This is a genomic window from Peribacillus sp. SIMBA_075, assembly GCF_046534585.1.
Genome location: NZ_JAWRYN010001590.1, coordinates 1 through 236, shown reverse-complemented (window position 1 = coordinate 236; position 236 = coordinate 1). Strand labels below are relative to the sequence as shown.

At 29.2% G+C, this 236-nt stretch carries 1 pseudogene; it reads right to left on the bottom strand.

Features of this window, described 5'->3' with window-relative positions:
• Positions 1 to 236: pseudogene (locus tag SB775_RS33785) on the bottom strand (MBOAT family O-acyltransferase); the annotation flags it as partial.

Below are 236 nucleotides of genomic sequence, written 5' to 3'. Positions count from 1 at the left end.
ACTAATTGTGGGAAAATAGTAAAGTACAGTGCGAGATCAAATAGATTTCGCTGAGCTTCTACTTTTTTCTTATAAATGTCAATAATATAACTCATTGCATGGAAAGTGAAAAATGAAATCCCAATTGGTAAGGGGATTTTTTCTAGTACAATGTTTGTATGAAAAATGCCATTTATATTATCTACTAAGAAATTAGAGTATTTAAAATATCCGAGTATAGCAGTATTGACAACGAT